Here is a 21,922-nt window from a genome sequence, read left to right on the forward strand (position 1 = left end):
AGAATTCATAAAATTTTGTCAATATCGAAAAATATATTTAAAAATGGTTTGAAATTCAGTTTTTAATAAAATCACATTATAATCAATCACTTATGTTTGAATTAATTTATAAATTATTGATGCGATTAAAATCAAACTTAAAGTAATGAATAATGATTACCAAACTTTCTGTGATTTCTTATTAATATGAAAACCCGAGCCAGATGTATTTGTACAAGTGATACCTGTGGTTTTACTGTTACATTGCCAACCATTACCTTTGATACTTTGACCGTAATTTAATGCTTTGGCATTATAATTCCAAAAAATATCACCATGACAGACACCTTCATATTTCCCTTTACCTGTACGCTCTAGCGTGTAACCTGTTGTCCAATCTAAAGGGCATTCCTGCTCATCTTTAGTAGGTTTAATGATATTTTGGTGGTTGAAAATAAAACAGCTAACACCTTGTCTTAGCTCAGATATTTCATCATCTAAACTATCTCCCATACAAACGATATTACCACTTGGAGATTTAAAAGTTTTAGCAAAATAGCCGTCAGAATAGTCATTTGCATGCACTGATAAAGCACATGATAATAGACTGCAAATAAGCAATAATTTTTTCATAACTTAGCCTAATTTATTGATAAAGATTGAGTATAAGTTAAAATGATTGTAAATTCAATAAAAGCGTATGGAAATGATGGCAGGGGTGGCTGGATTCGAACCAACGGATGGCGGGATCAAAACCCGCTGCCTTACCACTTGGCGACACCCCTATTAAGAAGGATTTTATCTATTTAAAATAGATGGCAGGGGCGGCTGGATTCGAACCAACGGATGGCGGGATCAAAACCCGCTGCCTTACCACTTGGCGACGCCCCTAAATTGGTAGTTTAAAATTAATTAATGGTGATTGTTGTAAACTTTTGACTAAATAAGCCTTACATGGTGCTTGTTGTAAAATTTGCTCAACATCAACTAATTTTTTATCAATTTCAACAAAACAACAACTTCCTGTACCTGTCAATTTAGCTTGACCAAATTGATTAAGAAATTGTAATGCTTCATCAACTTCAGGATATAATTTTTGTGCAATAGGCTGAAAATTATTACCAAATTGAGATGGTTGATTTTGATAGTCGCTAAATATAGAGATTTTACTATCTCTTGTCAATGATTTTTGTAAAAAAAGCTGTTGAGTGCTGATAAAACAGTCTGGTTTGAGTAAAATATAATCGCTTTCAGCCAATTCAATCGGTTGAATATCTTCGCCTATACCTTCAACCCACGCATTTTGCCCATAGATAAAAAAAGGTACATCGGCTCCTAATTGTAGGGCATAGTCTGCGAGTTGTTGTTGTGTTAAATGGCATTGCCATAACTGATTAAGAACAATCAGCGTACTCGCCGCATTTGATGAGCCACCGCCAAGACCTGCACCCATAGGAATTTTTTTATCTAAAATAATATCTACCCCACAAATTTGTTGAGCGTGTGGTTTTAACAGTTGGCTTGCTTTATAAATTAAATTATCTTGTTGGATAATACCATAATCACCAATGATATGAATGTCATCATGCTGGGTTGGTATAAAAGTTATATCATCATATAAATCAATCAGTTGAAATATGCTTTGTAGATTATGATAACCATTTTCACGTCTGCCTACAATATGTAAAAATAAATTAATTTTTGCAGGAGATTGAACTTTGATAGTTGGAGTTGAATATAACATAAGCTATCCTTGATAAAAATTAACGATTTTGAATAATCATTGTAATACGATTTTGTTTATTATTTTCAATGGTTTGAGTTAAAATTAAGCGATAAGGTTTAGTGTTTAAATCATTATAATCTAATTCTACTTGCCAGTCATCTTCTACAATAATTGTTGGGCGTTGTTGTGTATCATATTGTACTTGAGCAGATGCATGGCGTGCTTGAGCTTGAATCCAAAACTTTAAATTACTAATAGGAGCAATCCAACCAGTTGCTTGTTTAAGTAATTCTTCTGCGGTAGGTGCAGTAATGGTGCCGACTTGGGCATTAGTTAGACTAACTTGTTGTGCATCACCATTAATTTGGGTTAAACCAATACCTAAAATACCTGATAATTCAATGCTATACTGTTCATTTTGCTGTATCCAAGTATAAAATGCACTATTGGTTTGTTCAGGTGTACGAATGCCAATTTTACCTTGAATAGCAAAATTTTCGACTTGTTCCTGACTATGAATAGTTGGTTGAATAGGTTGTAAAGTTTGACAGGCAGTTAAACTTAAACTAAGACTAATAAATGTAAGTTTGGCATAGCTGTTTAATGAAAATGACATAATACTCTCTAACGATTATGATTTAGAATTTGAACTTTCTGACTGATGATGGTCAGGTAAAATTAACATATCAAGCTGTAGAATTTGTTCATTATCAGGATACTTTTGTTTAAGCTGTTGTACTAGTTGTGTAAACTTATCTAAGTTGCCATGCATATAGAGTGCATGAGCATATTTAGTACCAATACTTGCACTTGGTGCATATTCATAAGCTTGTGATAAACTTTGAATTGCGGTTTTAAAATCATTTTGTAAAAAGGCAATATAACCTAAAGTATCCAGAAATGAAGGTTGGGTTGGGTCTTGTGCGAGTGCATTTTCAGCAAATGTTCTTGCACGTTTTAAATCACGGTTTTGTAAAGCAAGTGTGTAGGCATAAGCATTTAAATAATTTGGATTATTAGGCTCAAGCAGAAGTAGTTGATTAAGCACTTGGTCTAAGCGTTTTTGCTCTTGATATGGGTTGAGTAATAGCACTTGAGCATAAAGTAAATCTGGGTCTTCGGCTAAATCTTGACTTGCTTCTTGTAATAATTGTAAAGCTTGTTGTTTACGTCCTACTTGTTGTAATAAGTCTGCTTGTGCTTGATACAAAAAGCTAGCATGAGATGGATAATTTACCCGCTCTTGGGTTAAAAAACGAATCGCTTCATCAACTTGATTGAGCTGTTGATAGATTTTAATCATTGCTTGTCGTGATGCCATGTATAAATTACCATCAACTTGACGATAATAAATTAATGCATCTTCAAGATGTTTTTGACGCTCCGCATTAATGCCTAAATAATAATTTGCATCATTGTGATAGCGTTCAGATTGTTGAATTTTTAATAAATATTGTTCGGCTTTTTGATAACGTTGATGGTCAATATTAGTTAAGCTCGCTAAAAATAAAATATCATCTGCATTAGGATTATATTTTAAAGCATTTTCAATACGTTGTAATGCGACATCTTCTTGATTTTTCTCAATTAAAAGCTGTATTTCTGCTAGGCGAATATCAGGATTACGTTTATAACGATTATTAGATTTCTTCAGCCATTTCAATGCTTCATCATAATGCTCCATCGCAATCAGTAAGTTTGCTTTAAGCAGAATAAAACTGGTTGTTTTAGGACGTTTACGCAAGGCTTTATTGACATTGATTAATGCTTCATTAAATTGTTGCTCTTGTGCTTGTAGGGTTGCAATTAGCACCAATAATGATGGATTATTAGAATATTTAATCTGTTTTAAAGTTTCTAGTAGTTCTAAACGGTCTTGCTGATTTTCAGGCAAAATCCCCGTTAAAATCTGGTCGAGATTGGCGTTTTTATCAATTTGTAAAATATTTTCTAAAACTTGTGCAAAACGTGTATAACGATGCGTTTTAAGCGTTGTATGGGCTAGATAAAATAACGCTGGGACATCTTTGGGTTCTTGTTTGACCCAAGTATCCGCAACAATAAAGGCAATGTCTAATTGATGATCTTCAAGGCTTAATTCTAAGGCACGACGTTTGGCACTGGTTGATGGTGTATAAAGTGCTAAAGGTGTATAGGCATCAACTGCTGATGTTAAATCACCATTTTGGGCATGAAATTCACCGATAAATGCTAATTCTAAAGCATTTTTTTGCGTTATTTTGGCTTGCTTTTGGCTAGTTTGCGTTGTATTCGTGTGATTTTTTGATAAATTTGCACTATTAGCCCAAATATTTGAACTAAATAACATACTCGCTAATAGCAAGAGTGTGGTAGAATAAGGCAGTTTTAATTCGTGGCTCTCACGAAAATGATGAATGTAACGCAATTTTTTAGCACCGAGTTAAACGATGAGTACAGTATGTAAACTGTATCATATTTTTGCACTTTTATGAACTATAAATGATGAAGTCTTTCTTTGTTTTAGGTGTTAACCATCATTCTGCGTCAGTTGAATTGCGAGAAAAGGTCGCATTTAATGCCGAACGCTTAATAATGGTCTTATCACAACAGGCAAATCAACCGATTTTAAATGATTTGGTGGTGGTTTCTACATGTAACCGCACAGAAATCTATGCTATCACGTCTAATATTAAAGATATTTTAGCATGGTTTGCTCAAGTAAATGCTTTGGCTTTAGATGAGCTAAAGAAACATATATATTATCATGAAAATGCACAAGCAGTAACGCATTTAATGCGTGTAGCGAGTGGTTTAGATTCATTGATGTTAGGCGAACCACAAATTTTAGGGCAAGTGAAAAATGCGTTAAATTACTCTAAAGAAGCAGGGACAGTATCAAAAGAGTTAAATCGTATTTTTGAATATGCATTTTTTGCAGCGAAAAAAGTGCGTTCAGAAACAGAAATCGGAGCCCATGCAATTTCAATGGGGTATGCCGTTGCCCAATTAGCCTTACAAGTTTTTCATCAAGCACAAGATTTAACCATATTAATTGTCGCCGCTGGAGAAATGAACAGTTTAGTGGCTCGCCATTTGGCTCAAATGCAAGTTAAACACATGATTATTTGTAATCGTACACGTGAGAGAGCTGAGCTATTGGCAAGTGAATTACGTCAAAGGATAGATGTAGAGGTGATTGATTTTGCTGATTTAAAACAACATTTACATCGTGCTGATGTGATTTCAAGTTGTACAGGAAGTTTACAACCTGTTATTTTTTATGATGATATTAAGTCAGCTTTAAAACAACGCCGTTATCAGCCAATGTTATTGGTTGATTTGGCTGTACCACGTGATATCGATGCCGAAATTGAGCAACTTGATGAAGTGTATTTATATGGTATTGATGACTTACAAGGTGTGATTGATGAGAATTTAGCACAACGCCGTCAAGCTGCGGTAGAAGCTGAATTTATGGTGAATCATTTAGCGACACAATTTATTACACAACAAAAAGCACATCAAGCAGGAGATATTATTTATCAATATCGTCAGTATGGGCAACGTATGGCAGATATGGAGCTTGCAACTGCTTTAGCACAAGTACAGCAAGGTGAATCAATCGAACAAGTACTACAACAATTTGCTTATCGTTTAAGTCATAAATTATTGCACCCAACATCTAAATTATTACGTCAATCTGCTCAACAAGATAATCCAGAAATTTATCAATGGATAGAGCAAGAGATGAGTGATATATTAACACATGGGCGAGAAACAAAAATCAAATATCAACAAAATTAAGTTGATATTTGTGTTGTTTATTTCATATTAAGCAATCATTAAATTCACTGCATAACGCACGCCATAACCAATCGCAAAAATAATACTGGTCATTAAACTTGCTGTGATAAAACTTGCAACAGTACGTACCATAGGTGTTCCCATTGCAGGGTTTTGTGGTGTAGTGGTCTGATTATTTTCATGATTGATATTAAGTTTTTGTTCTGCTTTAATATACAAAATACGGATAATAGTTAAAGCGACTGTACAAGCTAAAATCATTAACCAAGAAAGATGTAATGCACCTAATACAAATGTTATGATTAAAATAAGATTACCTAAAAGATTGATGGTTTTGATGTTCATTGTTTATTCCTGTAGTTTGTATTTTATGATAGATAAAAAGCACTTTATCAGCTAAAGTGCTTTTTGTACAAAAGGGAAGAATAAGTTTATCGCCCCATTTGTGTCTTAATTATTGTGCTTGAATCCAACGGTCAGCATTATCACGTGCTGTGCGGATTTGCTCTTGCGATAAATTAGCAGCTAAAGCTAATTTTTTACTTTCAGATAGACCGATGACTTTATTATCTAACATACCATCACGGCTAGAAAGCTCATACCATTGGTAAGCACCCATATAGTTTTGCTTTTTCTCTTCCATCACTGCTAAATTGTAGCTGGCACGGTTATCACCACGACTTGCCGCTTTTTCAAAATATTTGCGTGCTAAAGTTTCATCTTTTTTTACGCCAATACCATCAGCATACATACGACCTACATTTAATTGTGCAGATGATAAACCTTGATCAGCAGCCGCTTTAAACCATTTAAATGCTTGAGTTGCACTGCGTTCAATACCTAAACCACGTTGATAACGTGTACCTAAATAGAATTGTGCAGTTGCATTACCTGCTTGAGCAGCCTTAATCAAATTTTGCAAATCCATAGTTGAGAATTGAGCCACTTGTTGATAGCTATTTGTTGCTGGCTGTGTATAATCAGCATGGGCGATAACGCTCGTTAAACCTAAACTTAAAATTAAGCTATGGCGTAAGAATTTGTTCATGATAGTTTACTCACATGATAAATTGCGACTTCACCAAATAAATTAGGAATATATTTGCTTAACATATTGTCTTGCTGATTCCCATTAACAGCGAGTCTGTTTAAAATTTTGATGCCATTTTCAGCACATAAGGCTTCAAAATCACGAAATGTGCATAAATGAATATTGGGTGTGTTATACCACATATAAGGTAATGCTTCAGAAACAGGCATCATACCTTTTAAAGCTAAAAAGGAACGTGTTTTCCAATGTGCAAAATTTGGAAACGTAATAATAGCTTGCTTGCCAACACGCACCATGTCACGTAATAATACATCTGGTGCATCTACGGCTTGTAAGGCTTGAGCCATAATGATGGTGTCAAAAGATTGATCAGTAAAACGACTTAAGCCTAAATTTAAATCTTGTTGGATAATATTTAGTCCACGACTGATAGCGACCGCAATTTTCTCTTGGTCGATTTCTAAGCCATAGCCGTGTACTTGGTATTTTTGTTGCATTTGTGCAAGAAATGTACCATCTCCACACCCTAAGTCTAACACACGAGAGCGTGGTTGTATCCATTTTTCTGCAATTTGTTGGTCAATTCTCATACAATTACACTACTTTTTTTGTTACAAAATATGATTTACTTTTTATCCTAAACTTAGTCAAGCGGTATTTATAGGTTGATTTAAAAATGCACGCAATGTTTTGACATAGAGTGGAATAGGGAATAAAAAGGAATCATGTCCTTGTTCTGCATTAATATCTAAATAGCTTACAGGCTTTTGATGACTGATTAATGCATCAACAATTTCTTGTGAGCGACTTGGAGCAAAACGCCAATCTGTCGTAAATGAAATTACTAAAAAACGGCATTGGGTTTGAGCCATTGCTTTTTCTAGCGAGCCGTCATATTCACGGGCTGGGTCAAAATAATCGAGAGCTTTGGTTACAATCAAATAAGTATTGGCATCAAAATTACGGCTAAATTGCTCACCTTGATAACGTAAATAACTCTCAACTTGAAATTCAACATCAAAACCATACATAAATTTGCCTGATTTTAAATCACGACCAAATTTTTGTTTCATGGCTTCTTCAGATAGATACGTAATATGTCCAACCATGCGAGCCAAAATTAAGCCACGTTTAGGATAGCTATCATGTTCTAAATAACGACCATCATAAAAATCAGGGTCAGATAAAATCGATTGACGAGCCACTTCATTAAAAGCAATATTTTGGGCGGATAATTTGGGAGCAGATGCGATAACCACACAATTTTTTAAACGTGTTGGATAATCTACCGACCATTGTATTGCTTGCATTCCGCCTAATGAACCACCGACCACAGCGTGCCATACATCAATACCTAAGCGGTCAGAGAGCATGGCTTGGGTTTTAACCCAATCTCGTACAGTAACTAATGGAAAATCAGGACCATAAGGACGATTATCATTTTCAGGATTAGGTGAAGTTGGACCAGTCGAGCCATGACAACCACCAATATTATTGAAGGCAACGACAAAAAAATGATTGGTATCAATGGCTTTGTTTGGACCGATACAGCTATCCCACCAACCTGCTTTACTATCATCTTCACTATGATAACCTGCTGCATGATGATGTCCAGACAAAGCATGGCAAATTAAAATGGCATTGGATTTATCAGCATTGAGAGTACCATAAGTTTCCACCATTAAATCAAAACGTGGTAAGGTGCGACCACATTCTAAGGTAAGTGGTTCTTCAAAACTAAACTTTTGTGGTTTAACAATACCAACTGAATCTTTAGGTGAAAATGACATTTTTATACCTTAATTCTGCTATTTGCATGATATATTTGGATTATAACATAAAATTGCAAGGGGCAAAGCATATTGCACAAGATGAATAGGGGATTTAATTTTATTTATTGATATAGTTTACATTTTGTTTAAAAGCAAAAATCGCAATACTGGCTTGCGATTTTTACTGACATCATGGATTAATATTTAAAACGAATGGTTGCATTATAATGAGTTGGGCTACCTTTCATACCATGTTTATTGGGAAACTCATGTAAATATTCCGTATTAGTTAGATTATTGACATTGAGTTGAAAACTCATATATTTATTGAGCTCATAATTTGCCATTAAATCCAAAATACCATAGGCTTTTTGACGAATAGTACCTGCATTTTGTCCTGTACTTGCTGCCACATTGAGATAGGTTTTATCATACCATTTGTAACTTGCACCTACTTTTAATTGTGGTAAAGCAGGAATAGTATAAGTTCCGCTTAAATGTAGGCTTTGATGTGGGGTGTATGTGCGAGCATCCCCGCCATTTTTTAAATCTTTCATGTCGAAATGTGTGTAGCCAAATGATGTTGTTAAATAATCATTGATTTGTCCTGTCAAACCTATTTCAACGCCTTGTGAGCGTAAATTTGTTGCTTTAACCAATTGGTTTAATGGATTTGCACTATCGCCATCACGCAGTGGATAATTATTTTCTTCAGTACGGAATAGAGCAAATGTTCCTGTTAAACGCTCATCGAACCAAGTACTTTTGACACCCATTTCATAACTTTTACCTTCTATCGGTTTAATCACTTTACCAGTGGTTGTATCTGTGCCTGTTTGTGGACGAAAAATTGAGGTATAACTTGCATAAGCGGTATATGCAGGAGTAAAATTATACGTCAAGCCAAAATAGGGTGATACTTTATTTTCATTATAGGATTGATCTGCTCCATAACTTAGGCCTGTACTTTTTGCTTTAACATAATTTGCCCCTACTAACATTTTTAAATCATCAGTTAAATGCCAACGACTCGCCAAAAATAATGAGTTAAAACGTTGTTGATAATCTGCACCACTTGATGATGTTGTCGCCCAAATTGGTTCTACAGGTGTCCAACTGGCTAAATCAGTTGTCATATGATTTGCTAATGTTCCATTATAACTTTGTTGGAATACTTTTTTGTGGGCATGACGATAGCCTAATGATAATTCATGATGACGATTAAATAATGGAATACGACCATGTAAAGTTAAAGCAAATTGCTTTTGTTTTTGATTATCATTAAAATGGCTTGGATAAAGCCATAAACCAGATGTGTTATCAGCATTGACAGTGCCTGATAAATATAATAATTTTGAGGTGTTATCTATTTTGTTTTGTTCATAATGTGCATTGAGTTTCCAATCTTTTCCAAATTTTTGTTCTAAACTGATAAAAGAATTCTGATTTTCTTTATCCCAATACGTCCAACTTGGTGCATAATTATAGCCACGTTGATGATGAATTTGTTGTCCTACACTATTGATGAGAGGATTTGCTCCCCAATTATTAGCATTAGGTTTATTTTTAGTTTGCGATACACCAACGGTTAAAAGTGTGTTATCCGTTAAATCAGCATCGATAATTGCAGATAGACCATTTTTTTCAAGTTGATAACGGTCAAGATAGGATTTTCCATTACTTTGATAGCCCATGATGCGTCCACGTAACTTACCATTGGCTATAAGTTTACTTGATAAATCAAGCTCATAACGTTGATTATCCCACGAGCCAACTGTTAGATTTGCTTGCGTTTTTAATTCTGTGGTTGGACGTTTACGAATAAAATTCACTGTAGCACTTGGATCGCCAAACGCATTATTTAATGCATCTGCTCCTTTGACGACTTCTACACGGTCGTAGAAAAAAGTATCCGTATTATCTTCATGGTAATTATAACTGGTTTCAGGATAACCAATTCCGTCTTTATTGATATTGGAAATTTCAAAGCCACGTGCCATATAGACAGTACGTTCAGTTTCTAAATTGCTTGCTGTTACTCCTGCAGTATTTGCTAAAACATCACGGATATTATGTAAACCAAAATCCTGCATTTGTTGATGGCTCATGACGTTAATGGTTTGTGGTGTTTCTTTAGCTTGAATGTTGAGTTTACTGGCATTATTATTCTTAACCACATAATTTTTGCTTTGTTCCGATGTTTCGTCATTTATTGCAGTAACTTCAATGGTTTCTAATTGCTGTACAGGTGTTTCAGTTGCATAAGCATTTGTCATAAAAGCAATTTTGCAAGCTAAAACGATTGCTAATAATTTAAATCGTGATTTAAGAGTAATGGATTGCATAAGAATATACCTATTAAAATTTGAATGTTCAACATCAACAAAAAGCCTTGCTGTTCGGCTAGGCTTTTTACAATGTTCTATTCTGAAAAATAGATGATGAGTTGGAGTTGTAAACTCATCATCTTAAACCATTTTATTTGGTTAAAATCAAACGATTATTTCGTGTAAGGCGTAAACGATATTCTTCACCCGCGTGTAAAATGCGAATTTCACGTCCTAATGCAAATAAATTATTTGAATGCAACATTGGCAAAGATTGAGTTTGCTCAACAGGGCGATTGAATAGGCTAAATGGTGCGTTCATAATTCTCTCCAATAATGAGATTAATTTCGATATATAAATGATAATGATTATTGATTTATTCGTCAATATTGATTATCGAAATTTTATATCAAAATGATTTATTTGTTCAATATTTATTCGATTTAATTTTTATCGCTATCAAAATAAGATAGAATAGCCAAGATGAATAATATTAAATTGGGTTGTTATGGCAAAATCTGCTATTTTTGAACAATGTTGTGAAGTCAAAGTAGAACATATTGATGTGTTAGGTCATGTCAATAATGTGTGCTATATTGCTTGGATGCAAGATATTGCTTTGGCACATAGTGAATATTTGGGCTTAGGTTTAGCTGAATATCAACAATTAAATCATGCGATGGTTGCTGTGGAACATCATGCACATTATCGTAAACCTTTATTACTTGGACAAAAAGTGATGTTACGCACATGGCTAGCAGATATTAATGCTTTGTATTCATTACGCCGCTATGTATTTTTTGACCCTGAAAATCATGATGTTTATTTTATGGGGGAAACTAAATGGGCGTGTGTGGAATTAAAAACAGGTAGAGCCAAACGTATGTCGCCTACCTTTACACAAGCTTATCAGCCATTGTCTGATGATATTAATCCTTATGACTTTCAACAACGCTATACTGACTTAATGTGATATAAAATGAATATAGAAAACTTAGAACAAGATGATGTACAACGCCGTTTTGCAGGTGTTAAAAAAATTTATGGTGAATCGGCATTTCGCAAGTTTCAGTCTGCTCATGTGATGGTGATTGGTGTTGGTGGTGTTGGTAGTTGGGCAGTAGAAGCATTAGCTCGTTCAGGTGTGGGTTGTTTAACATTGATAGATATGGATGTTTTAGCGAGTTCAAATATCAATCGTCAGTTACCTGCTTTAACTTCAACTTTGGGACAAGAAAAAATTGCAGTGATGGCACAACGTTGTTTAGAAATTAATCCAAATATTCAATTACATTTGGTTGATGATTTTTTATCGGCGGATAATGTCGAGACATTATTAGCAAATAAACCAGATGTGATATTGGATTGTATTGATGATGTGAAAGCAAAATTAGCGTTAATTCTATATTGTCGTTTTCATAAAATTCCGCTTATTGTATCTGGTGGGGCAGGCGGGAAATATGACCCAAGTCAAATCCGTGTAGCTGATTTGGCACGAACGGAGCAAGACCCCATGTTAGCAAAATTACGCAATCAATTACGTCGTAAAGGTATTTGTAAAAATGTCAAAGAAAAATTTGGCTTAACCTGTATTTATTCTCAAGAACAGCCTAAATTAGCAGAAAATAGTTGTGCTGCTTCAGGTTTACATTGTGGGGGATATGGCTCAGCGGTAGCGGTTACATCAACCTTTGCCATGTTTGCTGTGGCGGAAACTTTGAAAAAACTACAAAAAAGAAAGTGAACTCTGTCGCAAAATTTGTTATACTCAGAGTTATCCACATTTTAATGTTAAAATTGCTATGAAACATATTTTTTTAAATTCAAAATTACAAAAAATGATGTTAGTGCCTGCGATGTTGCTATCATCAACTGCGTTTGCAGGGACGATGTATATTTATGAAACCAACGGTACAACGCTTTTGACCAATAAAAAAGTCGCGGGGGCAAAAGCTATTCAGGTTACGCATTATCCTGAAAGTAATATTCATAGCTATAATAACTGGGGTAAAACTGAAGCGTCCGTTTTGCCAAGTTATAGCCGTAATAGAAATGCTTATGATGCAATTATTCGTCAAGCAGCACAACAATATGGTGTACCTGAAGGATTAATTAAAGCCATTATGCATACCGAATCTGGTTTTAATCCCAATGCTCGCTCACCTGTTGGAGCTCAAGGTTTAATGCAATTAATGCCTGCAACGGCTCGTGGTTTAAATGTAGCAAATGCTTGGGATCCTTACCAAAATATTATGGGTGGGGCAAAGTATATTAGTCAAATGATGCGACGTTATAATGGCAATTGGACGAAAGCGATTGCAGCGTATAATGCGGGGCCGGGTAATGTGGATAAATATGGCGGTATTCCACCATTTCGTGAAACACAGGATTATGTACGCCGTGTGATGAGTCGTTATAATAACTTGTATGCAGGTGGCTTAGGTGGTAGTAGTAATGGTGGAGTAACACAAGTGAGTTATAGCCAAAGTAGTAATGTAGGTCAAACATCACAAATTTCTTATACAAATAATACTTTTACTAATGTGCCACCAAAACCACCTGTTAAAATTATTACTTTAGCAGAAGGTCATTTTACAGATCGGCAACCGTAAGGTATGAGACTAAATGCCAGTCTCAACTTAAATTGATAGGTAGAAATTTTAAAATTCTTTTGATATTGTTTAATGTGAATTCGGTTATTATTGCTTATCTTATTTTAAGATGTGAGTGAATAAACCGAATTCAAGTCTTATTCAAGTATTTTGTTTTATCTTCCTAGAATCATTTCTAAAACAAATTTACTGCCAATAAAACCTAAAGCTAATAGTGCAAAACCAATAATAGTAAAGTGAATAGCTTTTTTACCACGCCAGCCCCAATAGTAATGTCCGATAAGTAAAGTACCATAAACAATCCATGAAACAATACTAAAGAATGTTTTATGTGCAACGTGTTGTCCTAAAATATCTTCAACAGTTAATAGACCAACTGCCAAAGCCAAAGTAAGCGTAGCAAAACCTGTGATAATTAAATCAAATAATAAACGTTCCATCGTTTGTACAGAAGGTAAGAGATTGACCCATAAACGTTTTTGTTTTTTCTTGAGTTCTCGGTTTTGTATCCACATTAATAGGGCGTGAATGGTTGCCATTAATAAAACGGCATAGGCGGAAAGAGATAAAATAATATGAATGTCTAAACCAAAAGATTGTTGTTGAATGAGTTGTGTGGGAGGGCTAAAACTTGCTCCAATCACTAAACCAAACATCGCAACAGGGATACCTAGTAAATTGAGAGCTAAAACAGGACGATAGCAACTAAAACCTATACTCAATAACAGCATTAATGCTGATGTAAATGAAATGACATTTGAAATATCATAATTAATACCTGCAGGCGTGAGCATATGTTGATAGAGTAATGTACCATGCAAACCTAAACCTAAACTAAATAACAGACCTAACAACCATAAATTGGGTTGTGTTTTTGCCATCAAATGAATAAATAAATACCAAAACGCAGCGGCGTAAGCTGTAAGAGCAAGTATGGTATAGATAAAGTCAAACATTATTTTATAAGCCTAAATAAGTTTATGATTTAGATTTGGTGTATAATTTACCTTATTTTAGCGAACAATTTAGCAAAAAATGAGAAAAAAATTGTTTTTTAGATTGTTTTTTGAACAAACTCGATAGATTTTTTACTTTAATGGCTCAATATCTTTTAAAATAATAGCATATAGACAACAAGGTCAATGTTGTCATTAATTTTGTGTGATAAGTCTAACATGACTTGTAAGTTAGATATCACATGATGATATGGCGAATTGACCTATATTATTGTAATTGGATTTTACCATGTTTGATACTTTAACAGAACGACTCTCATCGAGTTTAAAAAATATTACTGGCTCAGGTCAGCTGACAGAAGATAATATTAAAGACACACTACGTGAAGTACGAATGGCTTTATTAGAAGCCGATGTTGCTTTACCTGTAGCTCGTGATTTTATTGCCAAAGTAAAAGAAGAAGCATTAGGACAAGAGGTTTTAACGCAACTTTCACCCGCACAAGCTTTTGTAAAAATTGTTTATGATGAACTCACCAAAATGATGGGTGAGGCAAATGAAAGTTTAGATTTAAATGCTAAACCACCTGTGATTATTTTATTAGCAGGTTTACAAGGTGCAGGTAAAACGACTACTGCTGCAAAATTAGCCGCTTTCTTGAAAGAACGCCAAAAGAAAAAAGTAGCGATGGTATCTGCAGACGTTTATCGTCCAGCGGCGATTAAGCAGTTACAAACGGTTGCAGGTGAAGTGGGTGCGACTTTTATTGAGTCTGATGTCAATGAAAAACCTGTTGATATTGCATTGCGTGCGATTGAAAAAGCAAAAATCCAATTTGCAGATGTGTTAATTGTCGATACAGCAGGTCGTTTACACGTCGATGAAGACATGATGGATGAAATTAAAGCAGTTCATGCTGCAATTCAGCCAACAGAAACATTATTTGTTGTAGACTCAATGACAGGTCAAGATGCTGCGAATACAGCTAAAGCCTTCAATGATGCTTTACCATTAACAGGTGTAATTTTAACTAAAACGGATGGTGATGCACGTGGTGGTGCTGCATTATCTGTGCGTGCGATTACAGGTAAGCCAATTAAATTCTTGGGTATGGGGGAAAAACTTGATGCCTTAGAACCATTCCACCCTGAGCGTGTGGCACAACGTATTTTAGGTATGGGGGACGTTTTATCTTTAGTAGAAGAAGTAGAACGTAAAATCGATAAAGAAAATGCCGAAAAAATGGCGAAAAAATTGCAAAAAGGCGGTTCTTTCACGTTAGAAGATATGCTGATGCAGTTTGACCAAATGAACCGTATGGGCGGTATGATGGGTTTATTAGATAAAATCCCTGGTATGTCTAGTGCAGGTATGCGTGAAGCAGTAGAGCAAGCAAATCCAGAAAAGCAAATTGGTAAGATGAAAGCGATTATTTATTCGATGACAATTAAAGAACGCCGTAATCCAGATATTATCAACAATAGCCGTAAAAAACGTATTGCTAAAGGCTGTGGTATGGAAGTATCTGAAGTCAATAAATTGTTGAAACAGCATGAGCAAATGGCGAAGATGATGAAAAAATTATCAAATCCTGCAGGTATTAGCAAAATGTTACGTTCTTTAGGCGATTTACAAAAACGTTTCTCTGGTGCAGGGCAAAGTATGGGACCATTATTTGGTAATCCAAACCAAAATAATGAACAGAAATAAGTCGGTTTATAAAAAAGGATAAGTGATGAATTCATTTATCCTTTTTTAAATGGAAGTGATTAATGCAAAAATCCAAGAAAATTATTATCAGTGTGGTTACGCTTATATTATTGATTGTTTTTTATCTATTTGCCACAAGTGAACGTATTAAAATTCAACATCATCATTATCAAAAAAATGATTTTCCTCAGCTTAAAATGCAACAATCATCATTAAAAATAGCATTGATTACAGATTTACACAGTTGTTTTTATGGTGAAAATCAGCATGAAATTATGGATATTTTAAAAGCTGAGCAACCAGATATTATTTTATTGGGTGGCGATATTTATGATGATGTGTTAAGTCAAGATAATACTGATATTTTATTAAGTCAATTTAAACAATTAAAAGCCAAAAATCAAGTGTATTATGTCAATGGCAATCATGAATTATGGATGCCAAAGCACGATTATTTACAAGTTGAACAAAAAATTCGTGATTATGGGATTCATATTTTGCATGGCATAGGAGCGAATATTCCACAAACGAATATTATGGTTTATGGTGTAGCAGACCCTGTGAGTGGGGAATTTGCACAACAATTAAAGCAAGTTGGACAGCAAGCACAAACGACAAATTTTAATATTTTATTAAGCCATCGTCCTGAACATATTCACGATTATTTACAATATCCGTTTGATATGATGTTTGCTGGTCATGCACATGGCGGACAATGGCGTATTCCTAAATTAATTAATGGTATATTTGCACCTAATCAAGGTTTTTTACCACAATATGCAGGTGGAGAATATGTATTTGGGCAGAAAAAGTTTATTGTTAGTCGTGGATTAGCAAGAGAATCAACACGCTATATTCCACGTATTTTTAATCGCCCTGAAATTATTTTTATTGAATTAAACGCTAAATCATAGGGTTGAGTGATGTGGGTATAATCATGATTTTTGTATAGGAACTGATATTTTACATGGCAATTAAGTCTTGTTTGAGTTATTATAGTTTTAATCATGACAATAACAGAAGGTAAATACAAATGATTTTAATTACAGGTGGCTTAGGCTATATCGGTTCACATCTTGCATTACAACTTATGGCTCAAGGTCAGCCAATTTTATTGGTTGATAATTTATCCAATACTAATATTCAAGTTTTAGAACGATTAGAATATATTACGCAAATGTATGTGCCATTTATTAAATTAGATGTACGTAATACACCTGCATTAAATAAAGTATTTGAGCAATATCCAATTCAAGCAGTAGTACATTGTGCAGGTTTTAAATCGGTAAGTGAGTCAAAACAAAAACCTTTAGAATATTATAATGATAATTTAAATTGTATCATGAGTTTATTGCGTGCTATGCAACGTGCTAATGTGCGTAATTTGGTCCATATTTCAAGTCTGATGGTGTACAATCAATCATCAGCAGAGCTTGATGAAAAAATGGAATTTAACACACAACATCAAAACCCTTATGTACGCTCTTTACAAATGATTGAACAAATTATTAAAGATGCTTATCTGAGCGACCCTGAATGGAATATTGCAGTTTTACGTATGTCAAATATTGCAGGTGCATACCCAAATGGTTTATTGGGCGAGTTAATTCCAGCATTACCTAAAAATATTATTTCACTGGCTATGCAAGTCGCAGGGCGACAACGTGAAACTTTAGAATTACATCATTATGGCACAGAAAATCCAGAAGGAACAGTGGAGCGACATTTTTTACATGTGATGGATGCGTGTGATGCGGTTGTAAAAGCACTTATTTGGCTCACTCGCCGTGAGCAAGGTTATGATTGTTTTAATGTATCAGGTTATGAAGCGATTCATATGCACAAAGTGGTCAATGAAATTTCTCGTATTACACAACGTCCAATTCCAACGGTAGAAATTAAAACACCTGATCGTGATACTTTACTACAAATTGGTGCTAAGAATATTAAAGCACATTGCACTTTACAATGGCGTGCGACTCGTTCATTTCATCAAATGTTGGAAGACCAGTGGCGTTTTTATGAAGGTATTTTAAAATTTCAATAAAGCATATATCAGATAAACCGTAGTGATTGATGAATAAAAATAATTCAGAAAATCATTACGGTTTTCATTTGAAATAAAACATTAAACTTTTGTCTTAAACTACTTAAAAAATGAATTGTTATCATTTATTTAAGTTTACAAAACGACTATAATATCACAGAAATTATGTGTAATCTGTAAATAGTCATCTTATAGAAGAAAGGGTTATGTTTTCTTTTTTATCCATTGAGTTTAGCTTGTTTTTTATAGCATTTTTTGCTTTATATTGGAGTTTGATTAAACATCCACAATGGCAAAATGTATTGCTCGTTTTGGCAAGCTATTTTATCGTCTATATGATGGCGGGAGCGGTTGCAGTCTCTATTTTATTTACCTTTAGTTGTCTGATTTATGGTATTTCATGGGCAATGCAATATCAGGCTCAATATAAAAAAAAGTGGTTAATTACAGGGATTGTTTTGACTTTAGCACAGTTGTCTTTGTTTAAATATTATGATTTTTTTCGTCAAGCGGTGGCAAGTAGTTTAGAAACTTTAAATTTTGATAGTTCAGGGTTAATGGCAAATTTAATTTTACCTTTGGGCTTATCTTATTATTCTTTCCAAGCGATTAGTTATTTAGTTAGCCGTTATCATGATGAAGTTGATGTGCCTGCCTTTAATTGGGTGCAATTATTAACTCATTTTTCTTTGTTTATGACGATTAGTGCTGGTCCTATTGCACGTGCAAAATCAGCTACAGGTTTAACAGATATTCAAGGTAATCCTTGTGGTATGAGTGAACAAATTCGTCAAACAGAGCCACGTCAATTATTATTTCCATTACTCGCACTTGCTTTGATTTTATTAGCATTAATTAAAAAATGGTGGTTAGCAGGCTATTTGTCAGATACTTGGGTAACACCTGTATTTACCAATCCAATGCAATATCATAGTTTAGAAGTGTTACTTGCAATTTATGGTTATACTTTACAACTATTTTTAGATTTTTCAGGTTATAGTGAAATGATGATTGCTTTTGGCTTATTATTAGGTTTGCGTTTACCTGTGAATTTTAAAGCACCATTATTGGCACATAACATTCGGGATTTTTGGGATAGATGGCATATTAGTTTATCAACATGGATTCGTGATTATATTTATATTCCTTTGGGGGGGAGTCGTGTTTCCTTTACCCGTACACAAGTGAATTTATTGATTGCAATGGGATTATCTGGCATTTGGCATGGTAGCAGTTGGAATTTTTTATTTTGGGGTTTGTTACATGGTTTTGCTATTATTTTATTGAATTGTGGCGATAAAATTTATCAGCGTGGGACGAAAGTACCTATGAAACAAGCAAGAAATGCTTTGGCTCAATATAGTATTTGGGGTAAAATATTGGGAATGTTAGTAACGTTCCATTTTGTTGCATTTTGTTTTGTATTTTTTCGTGCTAGTAATTTTGAAGAAGCATTATTGGTATTTAAAGCGTTATTGAGTAATACTATAAATATGGCATGGGTAAATAATCCATTATATTTATTGATTATTTTAATTATATCGTGGATTATTTATGCTCAATATCATCGTCATCAACAGGTTGTATGGCAAAAAGTACAAACGATACCGCAAAGTATTCTGTATGTGCTATTATTTTTGGTGTTTATGTTATTAATTGTTTTTGCACCATCAGGTATTCCAGGATTTATTTATGCAAACTTCTAAATTGCCAATTCATTTAGCGATGATGGAACAGCTTAAATCAAAACAAGGGAAATTGAGATTTCGTTTTCGTTTTGGAAATGAACAGCACAGTGTATTGGCTCAAAATAAGTTTGTGTCAGTGTATTTTCCTATCGTGCAAATCGGTAAGCAATTTTATCGAGTTCAGGCAATAACAGATTATACAACTGAACCGTTGATGAATGTGAGTGTTGTTCGTCCTAAAAATATATCTATTGTATCGTCAGCCAAAGAACAATCAACACAAGTACCAGTTGTAAAAGAAGCATTACCAAGTGTCTCTCATTTATTCACTTTTCAGAATATTCGTGTAGTTGCACCTCAAATGAAAGGATTATCTGTCTTAGCTACAGAGGTTGTAACGATTGTAGATGATATGCGTATAATGAAATTTCAGCCCATTTTACAGTCTGATGGGCTGATAGATGATGAAATATCGTCTCCGAATGAAAAGATAGAAATTATAGACTCAAAAACAGTCTCAGCACATTATACAACTCAAGCGATTAATGTGATTGATGATGTGATCATGGCTAAAGGTGCTTCTATTACAGAATTGGTTCAACTAAATGAACAAGATGATGTTACAACAACACAAGAAATCGTGGAGCAAGATGATAATATAGAAACTCTTGTTGAAACAGTGGAATATATTGAGCAAGAAATTACTGAAATTATGGACGATAAAAATGATGAAAATTTGCTTGAAGATGTTCAATTAAAAGAAACTGTTATAGAAACAGTGGATACTGTTGAACTAGAAGAAGTTAAAGTAATAGAAGAAATTATTGAGCAAAGCCATGAGTATAGTGCTGATACAACAGAAGAAATTATTCAGTCGAATGATGAAAATACTGTTGAAAAATCGATTGAAGATATTCGGTCAGAACAGAGTGTTGTTGAAACTATTGATAATGTTGAACAAGAAGAAGTTAAAGTAATAGAAGAAAGTATTGAGCAAGGTCATGAGTATAGTATTGATACAACAGAAGAAATTATTCAGTCGAATGATGAAAATACTGTTGAAAAATCGATTGAAGATATTCGATCAGAACAGAGTGTTGTTGAAACTATTGATAATGTTGAACAAGAAGAAATTAAAGTAACAGAAGAAATTATTCAGTCGAATGATGAAAATACTCAATTATCTGCGATGGCTGAACAATCTTTTGTACTGTTATCAACAAAAACGGTAGAATCTGAGACAAATTACCAATCTACGCTAAAAAAATGTGCTAAAGTTGGTGGGATTTTATTAGCTTTTGCGGTGTTAAATATTTGGGTAATGCAACGTTCAGTGAATGCATATTATTTGCAAACCTATCATCAGCCAAGTCCTTTAGTTAAATTAGATGATGTTGCATTGTGGTCATTAGGTGCAAAAATAGGCGATTTTTTATATGCTCAACATGATACTTTAACATCAGGCATTCAACAGGCGAACCAAAAAGTTGTTGATAATTTTAATCAAAATCATGCTTTTACAGCAGAATATTTGGCTGAACAAGAGCAAAAACGTCAAGCACAATTAGCTCAATTAAAATTAGAGCAAGAAAAGCAAGCAAAAGAACAATTAGCACAACGTTATATGCTAACGCCAAATGATAAAATCTTTTTTGCAGGTGATTCGATGATGCAAGGAGTTGCTCCCCATGTACAACAATATTTGCAAAAGCATAATATTCAATCGATTAATTTAAGTAAGCAGAGTACAGGGTTGTCGTATCCAAGTTTTTTTGATTGGCCTAAAACTATTGAACAAACTTTACAGCAAAATTCTGATATTAAAATTTTAGCCATATTCTTAGGACCCAATGATCCATGGAATATAGTACATCCACAGACTAAACAATTGTTAAAATTTGCTTCTTCAGAATGGCAAGCTGAGTACCAATCTCGTATGTTAAGCATTTTAAATGTGGCTAAACAACATCAAGTTAGTGTAATTTGGCTGACTTCACCCAATATGAAAGATGATAAATTAAATCGTCAAATGATTGATTTAAATAAAATTATGAATGATGAACTTCGTAAACATGATGATGTACTAGCAATTGATACACGAGCATTGTTAGGCAGTCAAAATGATGTTTACAATGATTATCTTGTAAAAGATGGACAATCTATTAAAATGCGTACAGGCGATGGCGTTCATTTTACCCCACAAGGGCAAAAAAATGTTGCACAGGCTTTACAAAAGCATTTAACCATTATGCCTTAATCCTGTGAT

20 protein-coding genes and 2 tRNA genes are annotated in these 21,922 nt (G+C 34.1%); 9 read left to right on the forward strand and 13 right to left on the reverse strand.

The genetic code is table 11. From position 1 onward, the window contains the following. Positions 1 to 156: 156 nt before the first annotated feature. From LU301_RS04445 to LU301_RS04470, 6 genes are all read right to left on the reverse strand, one after another. Positions 157 to 612 carry a DUF6636 domain-containing protein gene (locus tag LU301_RS04445; protein ID WP_305273077.1) on the reverse strand — a complete coding sequence of 152 codons (456 nt, stop codon included), beginning with the start codon at positions 610 to 612 and terminating at the stop codon, positions 157 to 159. Positions 613 to 689: 77 nt separating this feature from the next. Further along, a tRNA-Gln gene (locus LU301_RS04450) sits at positions 690 to 764 on the reverse strand. Positions 765 to 795: 31 nt separating this feature from the next. Then, positions 796 to 870, reverse strand: a tRNA-Gln gene (locus tag LU301_RS04455). Then, entirely contained in the window at positions 869 to 1,723 is an 855-nt protein-coding gene (gene ispE / locus LU301_RS04460) for a 4-(cytidine 5'-diphospho)-2-C-methyl-D-erythritol kinase (RefSeq protein WP_305273080.1), read from the reverse strand. The genes LU301_RS04455 and ispE overlap by 2 nt, the downstream gene beginning before the upstream one ends. A gap of 19 nt (positions 1,724 to 1,742) precedes the next feature. After that, positions 1,743 to 2,321, reverse strand: coding sequence for a lipoprotein insertase outer membrane protein LolB (gene lolB, locus LU301_RS04465; protein ID WP_305273083.1), 579 nt, complete (start codon positions 2,319 to 2,321; stop codon positions 1,743 to 1,745). 15 nt (positions 2,322 to 2,336) lie between these two features. Continuing rightward, positions 2,337 to 4,034 carry a tetratricopeptide repeat protein gene (locus LU301_RS04470; RefSeq protein WP_370692240.1) on the reverse strand — a complete coding sequence of 566 codons (1,698 nt, stop codon included), beginning with the start codon at positions 4,032 to 4,034 and terminating at the stop codon, positions 2,337 to 2,339. Positions 4,035 to 4,189: 155 nt separating this feature from the next. On the opposite strand from LU301_RS04470, the gene hemA reads away from it, so the two are divergent. Further along, a complete protein-coding gene (hemA, locus tag LU301_RS04475) occupies positions 4,190 to 5,491 on the forward strand; it encodes a glutamyl-tRNA reductase (RefSeq protein ID WP_305273954.1) in 1,302 nt (433 codons plus the stop codon). A gap of 27 nt (positions 5,492 to 5,518) precedes the next feature. Here the strand turns inward: hemA and LU301_RS04480 are convergent, their stop codons facing one another. From LU301_RS04480 to hemP, 6 genes are all read right to left on the reverse strand, one after another. Continuing rightward, positions 5,519 to 5,836, reverse strand: coding sequence for a hypothetical protein (locus LU301_RS04480; RefSeq protein WP_305273085.1), 318 nt, complete (start codon positions 5,834 to 5,836; stop codon positions 5,519 to 5,521). A gap of 109 nt (positions 5,837 to 5,945) precedes the next feature. After that, entirely contained in the window at positions 5,946 to 6,539 is a 594-nt protein-coding gene (locus tag LU301_RS04485) for a tetratricopeptide repeat protein (protein ID WP_305273088.1), read from the reverse strand. Then, positions 6,536 to 7,132: a methionine biosynthesis protein MetW gene (gene metW, locus LU301_RS04490; protein WP_305273091.1), complete on the reverse strand. Its 597-nt coding sequence runs from the start codon at positions 7,130 to 7,132 to the stop codon at positions 6,536 to 6,538. Before metW ends, LU301_RS04485 begins: the two co-directional genes overlap by 4 nt. 57 nt (positions 7,133 to 7,189) lie before the next feature. Further along, complete coding sequence (metX, locus tag LU301_RS04495; protein WP_305273093.1) at positions 7,190 to 8,332, reverse strand: homoserine O-succinyltransferase MetX; 1,143 nt, start codon at positions 8,330 to 8,332, stop codon at positions 7,190 to 7,192. A gap of 179 nt (positions 8,333 to 8,511) precedes the next feature. Continuing rightward, on the reverse strand, positions 8,512 to 10,659 hold the full coding sequence (locus LU301_RS04500) for a TonB-dependent siderophore receptor (protein WP_370692224.1): 2,148 nt from the start codon (positions 10,657 to 10,659) through the stop codon (positions 8,512 to 8,514). 133 nt (positions 10,660 to 10,792) lie between these two features. Next, complete coding sequence (gene hemP, locus LU301_RS04505) at positions 10,793 to 10,963, reverse strand: hemin uptake protein HemP (protein ID WP_305273096.1); 171 nt, start codon at positions 10,961 to 10,963, stop codon at positions 10,793 to 10,795. A gap of 187 nt (positions 10,964 to 11,150) precedes the next feature. Here hemP and LU301_RS04510 point away from each other — a divergent pair, with 187 nt between their 5' ends. From LU301_RS04510 to LU301_RS04520, 3 genes are all read left to right on the forward strand, one after another. Beyond that, positions 11,151 to 11,615: an acyl-CoA thioesterase gene (locus LU301_RS04510; protein ID WP_305273099.1), complete on the forward strand. Its 465-nt coding sequence runs from the start codon at positions 11,151 to 11,153 to the stop codon at positions 11,613 to 11,615. Between the two features lie 6 nt (positions 11,616 to 11,621). Continuing rightward, a complete protein-coding gene (locus tag LU301_RS04515) occupies positions 11,622 to 12,386 on the forward strand; it encodes a tRNA threonylcarbamoyladenosine dehydratase (RefSeq protein ID WP_305273101.1) in 765 nt (254 codons plus the stop codon). Positions 12,387 to 12,480: 94 nt separating this feature from the next. Beyond that, positions 12,481 to 13,254 carry a lytic transglycosylase domain-containing protein gene (locus LU301_RS04520; protein WP_305273958.1) on the forward strand — a complete coding sequence of 258 codons (774 nt, stop codon included), beginning with the start codon at positions 12,481 to 12,483 and terminating at the stop codon, positions 13,252 to 13,254. Positions 13,255 to 13,409: 155 nt separating this feature from the next. On the opposite strand, the gene LU301_RS04525 is transcribed toward LU301_RS04520, so the two are convergent. After that, on the reverse strand, positions 13,410 to 14,210 hold the full coding sequence (locus tag LU301_RS04525) for a cytochrome C assembly family protein (RefSeq protein ID WP_305273103.1): 801 nt from the start codon (positions 14,208 to 14,210) through the stop codon (positions 13,410 to 13,412). Between the two features lie 289 nt (positions 14,211 to 14,499). On the opposite strand from LU301_RS04525, the gene ffh reads away from it, so the two are divergent. From ffh to LU301_RS04550, 5 genes are all read left to right on the forward strand, one after another. Next, the gene (ffh, locus tag LU301_RS04530) at positions 14,500 to 15,921 is read left to right on the forward strand and encodes a signal recognition particle protein (protein ID WP_305273106.1); all 1,422 of its coding nucleotides are present in this window, start codon (positions 14,500 to 14,502) and stop codon (positions 15,919 to 15,921) included. Positions 15,922 to 15,983: 62 nt separating this feature from the next. After that, positions 15,984 to 16,835: a metallophosphoesterase gene (locus LU301_RS04535; RefSeq protein WP_305273109.1), complete on the forward strand. Its 852-nt coding sequence runs from the start codon at positions 15,984 to 15,986 to the stop codon at positions 16,833 to 16,835. Between the two features lie 119 nt (positions 16,836 to 16,954). Beyond that, positions 16,955 to 17,968, forward strand: a complete 1,014-nt coding sequence (locus LU301_RS04540) for an SDR family NAD(P)-dependent oxidoreductase (RefSeq protein WP_305273112.1) — start codon at positions 16,955 to 16,957, stop codon at positions 17,966 to 17,968. A 206-nt stretch (positions 17,969 to 18,174) separates the two neighbouring features. Then, positions 18,175 to 19,674 (forward strand): MBOAT family O-acyltransferase, encoded by a 1,500-nt coding sequence (locus LU301_RS04545; protein ID WP_305273114.1) that lies wholly within the window; start codon positions 18,175 to 18,177, stop codon positions 19,672 to 19,674. Further along, positions 19,661 to 21,913, forward strand: a complete 2,253-nt coding sequence (locus tag LU301_RS04550; RefSeq protein ID WP_305273116.1) for an SGNH/GDSL hydrolase family protein — start codon at positions 19,661 to 19,663, stop codon at positions 21,911 to 21,913. Before LU301_RS04545 ends, LU301_RS04550 begins: the two co-directional genes overlap by 14 nt. Positions 21,914 to 21,922: the final 9 nt, after the last annotated feature.

This window comes from Moraxella sp. ZY210820 (assembly GCF_030674635.1).
Classification (GTDB): Bacteria; Pseudomonadota; Gammaproteobacteria; order Pseudomonadales; family Moraxellaceae; genus Acinetobacter.